The 8444-nt window shown below is 67.9% G+C and carries 7 protein-coding genes and 1 pseudogene; 5 read left to right on the top strand and 3 right to left on the bottom strand.

Annotation, left to right across the window (positions count from 1 at the left end; all coding sequences use genetic code 11):
• Positions 1 to 244, bottom strand: a 244-nt coding sequence (locus ACFU8W_RS51505; RefSeq protein ID WP_384052742.1) for an ATP-binding cassette domain-containing protein, incomplete at its 3' end; no start/stop codon positions are given.
• Positions 177 to 839 (bottom strand): DUF4097 family beta strand repeat-containing protein, encoded by a 663-nt coding sequence (locus ACFU8W_RS51500; RefSeq protein ID WP_384052741.1) that lies wholly within the window; start codon positions 837 to 839, stop codon positions 177 to 179. The genes ACFU8W_RS51505 and ACFU8W_RS51500, both read right to left, overlap by 68 nt.
• Positions 840 to 1092: 253 nt before the next feature.
• On the opposite strand from ACFU8W_RS51500, the gene ACFU8W_RS51495 reads away from it, so the two are divergent.
• The 3 genes and pseudogenes from ACFU8W_RS51495 (at position 1093) to ACFU8W_RS51485 (ending at position 3048) form a co-directional block, all read left to right on the top strand.
• On the top strand, positions 1093 to 1848 hold the full coding sequence (locus ACFU8W_RS51495) for a helix-turn-helix domain-containing protein (protein ID WP_384052743.1): 756 nt from the start codon (positions 1093 to 1095) through the stop codon (positions 1846 to 1848).
• A 66-nt stretch (positions 1849 to 1914) separates the two neighbouring features.
• A pseudogene (locus ACFU8W_RS51490) lies at positions 1915 to 2196 on the top strand (GNAT family N-acetyltransferase); the annotation flags it as partial.
• A gap of 171 nt (positions 2197 to 2367) precedes the next feature.
• Positions 2368 to 3048 (top strand): DUF899 family protein, encoded by a 681-nt coding sequence (locus tag ACFU8W_RS51485; protein ID WP_384052740.1) that lies wholly within the window; start codon positions 2368 to 2370, stop codon positions 3046 to 3048.
• Between the two features lie 150 nt (positions 3049 to 3198).
• Here the strand turns inward: ACFU8W_RS51485 and ACFU8W_RS51480 are convergent, their stop codons facing one another.
• Positions 3199 to 4599 (bottom strand): amidase, encoded by a 1401-nt coding sequence (locus ACFU8W_RS51480; protein WP_384052739.1) that lies wholly within the window; start codon positions 4597 to 4599, stop codon positions 3199 to 3201.
• Positions 4600 to 5191: 592 nt separating this feature from the next.
• Between ACFU8W_RS51480 and ACFU8W_RS51475 the strand changes: the two genes are divergently transcribed.
• Entirely contained in the window at positions 5192 to 6217 is a 1026-nt protein-coding gene (locus ACFU8W_RS51475) for an NlpC/P60 family protein (protein WP_384052738.1), read from the top strand.
• A 325-nt stretch (positions 6218 to 6542) separates the two neighbouring features.
• Positions 6543 to 7526: a hypothetical protein gene (locus ACFU8W_RS51470; RefSeq protein ID WP_384052737.1), complete on the top strand. Its 984-nt coding sequence runs from the start codon at positions 6543 to 6545 to the stop codon at positions 7524 to 7526.
• Positions 7527 to 8444 lie beyond the last annotated feature (918 nt).

The raw sequence follows: 8444 nt of genomic DNA, 5'->3' as shown, positions 1-8444 counted from the left end.
TCTTCACGGCGGTGGTCTTGCCGGCGCCGTTCGGGCCGAGCAGGGAGAAGACCGTTCCTTCGGGGACGGCCAGGTCGACGCCGTCGAGCACGACCTTGTCGCCGTAGGACTTGCGCAGCCCGTTCGCCGCGATGGCCAGGTTGGTCATGAGGGGTGCTCCTTCTGGAAGCTGCGGGTCAGAGACTGCGGGCGGCGATGTCGCCCTGGGAGGTGGTCGCGTGGATGTCGAGCTCGGCGGTGCCATCGTTCTTGAGGTCGTTGCTGATGCGGCCGTAGGAGGTGCCGGCGTCCAGGGAGGCCGAGACTCCGGCGGCGGCGGTGATCGAGATGTCTCCGGACTGGGTGCGGAGCACGACCTTGCCGTGCACGGCCTCGGCGATCCGGATGTCACCCCTCGCGGTGCTGATCTCCGCGGGACCGTTGAGCCGGCCGACCTCGACGTCGCCGTCGACCGCGGTGAGGCGGACGCTCGCGGCCTCGTCGATCTTGATCTGGTGGTACGCGCCGTCGAAGGCGATGTCGCCGAGGCGGCCGACGGCCCGGAACTCGGTGCTGGCCGCCTTCGCCTCGACGCGGGAACCGGCGGGCAGCTGGACGGTCACCTCGATGGATCCGGAGGGGCCGAGGATCTGGTTCTTCGCCGGGACCTCGATCCGCAGGACGCCGTCGTTGTATTCGACCGTGGTCTGCTCCGCCGCCTTCACGTCGCGGCTCTTCGAGGCGTTCGCGGGCAGGACCTCGACCGCGGTGTCGGCCCGGTCGGCGGCGATGATCTGGACGCGCCCCGCGGGGATGTCGAGGACGGTGGAGATCGGGGCGGGGGTGTCGAACTTCTGCATCACGCACTCCTTTGTCTGCAGCGCGCCCTCCGTCGGCCCGCTGTTTCCGATGACGGAAAAGCTACGTTGCGTTCACAGGGTCGGCAATAGAGTTGTTGCGCGCGATTTGCATAATCGCAGGTAGGGGCCGAGATATTGTTGCAATGCCTCTGACGGATAATGCAACGGCTTCACATTGTTCGTTGCAATGTATTGAGAGTGAACGCTATGCTCAAGGCGTCAAGGATCACCACGGGCCATGAAGGAGACCGCGATGCCGGGAGGCAGGCTCACCCAGAAGGACCGCCAGCAGATCGCGCTGGGGCTGGCCGACGGGCTCGCTTATGCGGAGATAGCCAGAGGTCTCGAACGGCCGACCTCGACGATCACGCGTGAGGTGATGCGCAACGGCGGCCCCACCGGCTACCGGGCGGACCTGGCCCACCGCGCCACGGAACGGCGGGCCCACCGGCGCAAGCCTGGCTCGCCCCGAGGGGTGGAGCCGGTCCCCCAGCCACACGGACGCGACGCCGAGGCCGTGCGTGAGTACGAGGAGCTGTACACCACCGTCATGATGCAATCGGGACTGTCCCAGATGATGTCGCGGGTGATGGTCTGCCTCCTCACCACCGATTCCGGCAGCCTGACGGCGTCCGAACTCGTCCAGCGCCTTCACGTCAGCCCGGCGACCATCTCCAAATCGATCACCTTCCTGGAGAGCCAGTCGCTCGTCCGCAGGGAACGCGATGAAGGCCGTCGTGAGCGCTACGTCATCGACGAAGATCTCTGGTACCAGTCGATGGTCGCCAGTGCCCGGTCCCTCATCCAGCAGGTCGAGATCTCACGGCAGGGCGTCGGCGTCCTCGGCCCCGGCACTCCGGCCGCCGTCCGCCTGGAGAACGTCGCCCGCTTCCTCGACTTCGTCGCCGAGAGCATCACCCGTGCCGCGGAACAGGCCCGCGAGATCCTCTACACGAAAGCCGAAACAGCCTCAGGCAGCACGGCCACGCCAAGTTCAGATCGCGGATAGACAGCCTCGACGGCCACCGCCGGGACATCGGCCGCCCTCGGGGAACACCCCAACCGCTGGTACGCCTTCATAGCGGCCCGTACGGAGGAGGGCGAGGTCGCCTCGTGGGCGGATCTCTATCTGGACCCGGCAACCGGCATCGCCCAGATCGAGGACCTGATGACCGCCGAGACCCAGCTCGGCCGCGGCCACGCCGACGCGGTCCTGGCCGCGGCCCTGCGCATGGCCACCGGCGCGAGCTGCGGTACGCGGTTCCTGCTCGCTGACGCGGACGACTGGCCACGCCATTGGTACGAGCGCCGCGGCTTCTCGGTCATCGGGCAGTCGCACTGCTTTGAACGCGGCTGAGGGCGGCTTCGGACGGTGCAGCTCCTGCCCGGCAGTCGCCGAGGCGGAGCTCCGCACACCCCGCCTCGCCGCCTGGCGAGGCCCTGTGCGCGAGCAGACAATGGTGGGCAGGGCCGATGGCGGCCAGGGGGGCAGCAGCTGCGCGCTTCGGCAGCCGTCCAGGAGGTAGTGATGCACCAGACCAATCTCACTGGGGAGTCGGCCGAGTACGTCACCGCCCGCGAAGAGCTGCGCCACGCCGAGATCGAGCTGATGCGCCATCGCGAACGAGTCGCTGACCTGCGTCGGCGACTGCCGCCGGGACCTGCCGTCGACGACTACGCCTTCGAAGAGGGCCCCGCGGACCTGCACGCCGGTGACGCGCCGACGCGATCCGTGCGACTCAGTGAGCTGTTCACCCGGCCCGGGCGTGACCTGGTCATCTACCAATTCATGTATGGCAAGCAGCAGACCCAGCCCTGCCCCATGTGCACGATGTGGATCGACGGGTTCAACGGAATCGCCCCCCACGTTGCGCAGAATGTCGACTTCGCCGTCGTTGCCGCAGCCGAGCTGCCCGTGCTGCGTGCGCACGCCCGAAACCGCCAGTGGACGAACCTGCGCCTGCTCAGTGCCGGGGCGAACACCTTCAAATACGACCTCGGCAGCGAGGACGCCGAAGGCAACCAGGACTCGACGGTGTCGGTGTTCACCCGTGACAGCAACGGGTCGGTGCACCACTTCTACTCGGTGCACCCCCGCATGTCCGACGACATCGACCAGCGCGGCATCGACCTGCTCAGCCCGGTGTGGCACGTCCTCGACCTCACCCCCCGAGGCCGGGACGACTGGTTCCCCGCACTCAGCTATTAGCGTGACAGCCCTTGGCCGGGGCGCGTCCGGCGGATCACGCCCGTGGGTCGGTTGTGGGCCGCCGGAGCCGAGCGGAAAGGGCGCGTCGGACTGATGCCGTGGCGGGTGCGCGTTCAGTAGCCGCTTGTGGTTGTCGGCTTCCTGCCCCGGTCAGCTTTCCCCGGCGACCGCCGCGTCCCTGTTGCCGTCTCTGTGTGCGGCATAGCGCGGGGCGTGCCGCGGCCAGGGCTTGGCCGCCTCGATCTGCGCGGCCAGTTCCAGCAGCAGCTTCTCCCCGCCGGGCTTGGCCACGAGCTGCACCGCGACGGGCATGGCGTCGACGCCCACACCTACGGGAACCGCGAGCGCCGGCCAGCCCGCGATGTTCCAGGAGCCGAACAGCGAGGCCGTACGGGTGCTGACTGCCGTGGTGCGCAGCCCACCGGCGTCACCCCACCGTTTGGCCTGCGCCGCCGGCTGGCTGAGCGCGGGGAGCAGCAGCACGTCCATCTGCCCGAAGAAGCGTTCCGCGGCGTCGGTGCGCCAGCGGTCGCGCCCGTGCGCCCCGTCCAGGCGAAGGGCCGCCAACGCCCCGCCGACCGCGGCCAGTCGGCGCGTGCTCCGGTCGAGTCCGGCGCGGTCGAGTCCCGCAGCGCTCGCGCGCGCCGACGCGAACCAGGAGCTCAGCGACGCGGGTCCCAGCCATGCCGGATAGTGCCGGTTGTGCCGGGTCACCGTGTGCCCGAGTCCTTTGAGCAGCGTCCCGGTCTCCAGCGCGGCACGGCGGTACTGGGCAGCGATCGCAAAGCCAGGCGAGATCGACCGGACCGATACGCCGATGCGCAGCGTCCCCACCTCGCCGAGCTGCGCGAAGCCCGGTTCGTCTGCCATCACGGCCAGTCCGAGGGCCGCGTCCTGCACCGTGGTCGCGATCGGGCCGTTCTCGACCAGGTCGAACCAGGTCGGGTCGTCCGGCGCGTGCGGCACGACGCCGCGCCCCGGCTTGATCCCGATCGTTCCGCAGCAGGCACAGGGGATCCGGATCGAGCCGAACCCGTCGTTGCCGTGCGCCAGTGGGACCAGACCGGCAGCCACCGCGGCCGCGCTGCCGCCCGAGGAGCCGCCGGGCGTGCGCTGCTCGTTCCAGGGATTGCGGGCGATCCCGTAGACGCTGTCGGCCATCGGGACCAGACAGAGTTCCGGCACGTTGGTCAGACCGACCACCACGGCGCCCGCTGCTCGCAGCCGTTGGACGATGATGTGATCGGTGGGGCTGTGATCCGACGATGTGGCAGCGGATCCCATGCGGGCCTGCTCGCCCGCGACCGCGATGTTGTCCTTGACCGCGACGGGGACTCCCGCGAGCGGCAGGGAGGCGCGGTCGGCCCGCCGGTCCACCGCCTCCGCCTCGGCCTGTGCCTGTTCCGCCCGCACGTGCCGGAACGCGGACAGGCCCGGCTCGAGCCGGGCGATGCGGTCGAGGTGCCGGCGGGTGACGTCGGCCGCGCTCGCCCGTCCTTCGCGTACGGCGGCGGCGATCTCGACGGCGGTGCGGCCGGTCCACTCAGTCATGTTGACGAGTCAATCCCTCGCCGCCTGCGCCGCCAACCCCCGCGCACCCGTGTTACCGAACAGTAATCTCGGGTGGGTGTCGATCGCGCTCGATCCTCGTACCGAGTCGCGTACGCGGCGCGGACGGAGGCGGCGGTGCTGCGCGGCCGGCTCGGTACGGAACAGCTCCGCGTCCCGGCGCCAAGGCCGTCGTGAAGCACCGTCCGGGCGGCCTGTCGTGGTGGTCTCCACCGGTCGCGAGGTGGCCGACGGGGTGGCGGAAGCCGGGCCAAGTCCGTTGCGTCCTTCTTGCTCCCGAAGCGGCTTTCGCGCGTCTAGTGAGATGGGTTGCGACTTGCCGGAAATTATGAAACGGACCGTCAAGTAGCCGCTACACGCCGTGAGTTGTGAGTAAAGAAGTACCTTGTGTGTCGAGATTGGATTGAACTGATTACAAGATGGTCACTAAGGTCGGGCTTCGAACCTTCGCACGGTTGATCACCCATCCGGGGTGGCAGCGAAGGAACCGCCGAGTCCGTGACGTGCACGGAGCCGGGGATTTCGGTCCCTCCGTAGCCCGGTAGGCGGCTCGAGGAAGAAGGAGCTCGCCTTCGTGGCGTCCCACCGTCGTCCCAAGCAGCCGAGCCGCGCCCGTGTGACCGTGCTCACCGCTACCGCCGCCGCGGCCGTGGCCCTGACCTCCCAGGCCGCCCACGCCGACCCCAAGCCGACCAAGAGTGAGGTCAAGGCGAAGGTCGACAAGCTCTACCACGAGGCGGAGAAGGCCACCGAGAAGTACAACGGGGCCAAGGAGCAGCAGCAGAAGCTCGAGAAGCAGGTCGGCGCGCTGCAGGACAAGGTGGCCCGCGGTCAGCAGGAGCTCAACACGCTCCGCAGCGGCCTCGGTTCGCTCGCTGCCGCGCAGTACCGCTCCGGTGGCATCGACCCGTCCGTGCAGCTCTTCCTCGCCTCGGACCCGGACACCTTCCTCGACGAGGCATCGGCCCTCGACCAGTTGACGGCCAAGCAGACCGATTCGCTGGAGAAGATCCAGGAGAAGCAGCGGGCCCTCGCGCAGCAGCGCAAGGAGGCCCAGGACAAGCTGGGCGACCTCGCGGACGTCCGCAAGACGCTCGGCGAGAACAAGAAGCAGTCCCAGGGCAAGCTCGCCGAGGCGCAGCGCCTGCTCAACACCCTGACCGCCGCCGAGCGCGCCAAGATCGCCGAGGCGGAGCAGCGTGCCAGCCGCGCCGCCGGCGACCGGGTCGAACTCGGCAACGAGGTTCCCGCCTCCGGCCTCGGCGGCGCCGCCCTCCAGGCCGCCTCCAGCAGGGTGGGCAAGCCGTATGTCCGCAGCGCCACCGGCCCCAACTCCTTCGACTGCTCGGGCCTGACCCAGTGGGCCTACGCCCAGGCCGGCGCCAACATCACCCGCACTACGTACACCCAGATCAACCAGGGCACCCGCATCGCGCGCAGCCAGCTGAAGCCGGGCGACCTGGTCTTCTTCAACAACACCTCGCACGTGGGCCTCTACGCGGGCAACAACACCGTGCTGCACGCCCCGTACCCGGGCGCCTACGTCCGCTACGAATCGATGAACACCATCGGCGGCTTCCAGGCCGGGGTGCGCATCTGATCACGCCCGAACGCGCGAATTTCCGCGCCCCGTACTGACTGTCCGCCCCGCCGGAGACCACAGGTCACCGGCGGGGCGGACCTCAATTCCCCGATGCACGGCTGCTCCGCCACCGGCAGAGAGCGAGTTGCCGCATCGTCGTTCGCCCGACCGGCACCGAGGGCGCAGCGTGAAGCCCCATTCGCATGGTGGGAGATGGTGACAGTGCGGTACGGTGACGAAACCATCACGCTCTGTGTGCACACGCGCACATGGAGCGGCCCTCGGCAGTGCGCCAACACCGACCGAGGGCCTTCATCACCAGTGGAACCAGAGGCCACCGGAAATGCTGCGTCATGTTATCGCCCCGTCTCGCCGCTTCACGAAGGCATCGCACGATGTCGTGCGCCATCCGCGTCTGAGCAGTGACGCGAAGATCCTGCTCCTGTACGTCCAGGGCCTTCCCGAAGGGTCCCCCTGCAAGCCCCTGAGCGAACTCGCCCGGAAGCTGGGCATCAAGGGCCGCGCGTACCAGAAGGCGAAGGAACAGCTGGTCGCGCACGGGTACGTACATGAGTGGAAGAGCCAGGGCGGTCGAGGTCGCTGGGTCACCGAGCAACTGGTCGCGAACACCCCTTTGACGAGTGAGCAGGCAGGACACTTACGAGAGGCTGTCCCGCCCACCACCCCGCCACCGAGTGCGCAGTTTCCGACGGTCGGCGAACCGACCGGCCGGACGGTCGGTGGCTATCAACCGGTAGAAGACCACAGTGATAAGACCACTCCCCACCCACCCTCCGAAGCCGAGCCGACGACGGACCCGGATCCCGAACCGAAGGCGGGGCCGGCTGATTCCCTCCAACTGGAGCGCGCGGAACGGGTCCTGCTCTCGCTGCGCCACACCCGTCGCGAACTGCACCTGGGAATGCGCGAGGCCCGCGCACTGGCTGTGGAGGCGGTCAAGTGGCTGGAGCGCGGGCTGAGCGAGTCCGACCTGCGACAGGCACTGCTGGCCGAACGCCCGGAAGGCGGCGTGCGCTCGGCGGTCGGCTTCCTGCGCTACCGCCTCATCCAGAAGCTCCCCGTGGAACCGGCCTCGCCGCCACTGGCGGAGCTCCCGTCGGCCGCTGCCCTGGTTGTCTGCTCCTCGCCCGGCGAGGAACACGTCTTCCGGCCCGTGGGAGACGAGACGGAATGCGCCCCGTGCCGCCAGGCCACCGCGTACGCGACCTTCCACGGTGTCCCCGCACCGGAGCCTGATCACATCCCGTGGCGTGACCGGTTCGCGAAGATCAACGGGATGGCGGCGGCTCTGCAGGGTGAAGGCTGACCTCGCCCGCTGTGGGGCCTGTGGTCTGCGGGGCTCACCGAACGACCACGGCAAACCGTGCGAGTGCACCGCATGCATCGCATCCAGCGTCGAGTTCCGGCGACACGGGAGGCCGGACAGAAACGTCTTCGACATTCGCCAAAGGCATATGACCCCTCCTGGCAAGCGCACGGGGGGTCAGATTTGGTCGCGTGTGCGGCTGGATGGCCTTATTGGGTCCTGGATTATTCATCGACGTCGTGGGTACGGTGAGAGCGTGGACTAGACCGCGCGGATAGCCCTCATGTGATCCCTCGAAGGAGGGGTCACATGGATCCGCCGTGATCTTCAAGAAGTCAGAGTTGAGCACTCCGCTACCGACTTTTTTGTGATCAAGGAAAGAGGTGGTTGCCATGGATCCGCCATAGATCCTGGCTCGCATAGCCCAGTGCAGCGACGGCTGCACTGTTTCGTCCACTTAAAGGTCGTGATTACCCATGGATCCCTAGCCAGAGGAGAGAAAGATGAGTACAGGTACGCCCGCACCACCACCTGTTTGTGAGCATCGCCCCCATAACGTCTGCATCGGCCTATTGACCGCCGTAGCTTCGGGCGAAGGGGCCGGATTGTTGGCCCATGCGATCAGTCATGACGCCATGACAGCATTTCAGTGGGGCGGTTCGACCGCCCTTGGCGTGATCGCAACGTTTCTCGGGATCTTCACATACCTCGCGCGTTCGTAACTACTGCTATCGCTGTGCGTAACGCTTCTGCTTAATGAGGCGAGCCAGGGAACCTAGGCCCTGGCCCTCCAAAAAATCGAAGTAAAGGCCCCCGAACTAGTCGGCGGTTTCTAGGGGTCGTCGCAACACGTGGTCGTGTTGATCAGGTCGCGAGCAGTTTATGCAGGCGCTCGGCTGGGGTTTCCCAGTCGAGCGT

This window comes from Streptomyces sp. NPDC057565, assembly GCF_042801455.1.
GTDB classification, from domain to species: Bacteria; Actinomycetota; Actinomycetes; order Streptomycetales; family Streptomycetaceae; genus Streptomyces; species Streptomyces yanii.
This window is presented reverse-complemented; position numbering and strand designations above follow the sequence as displayed.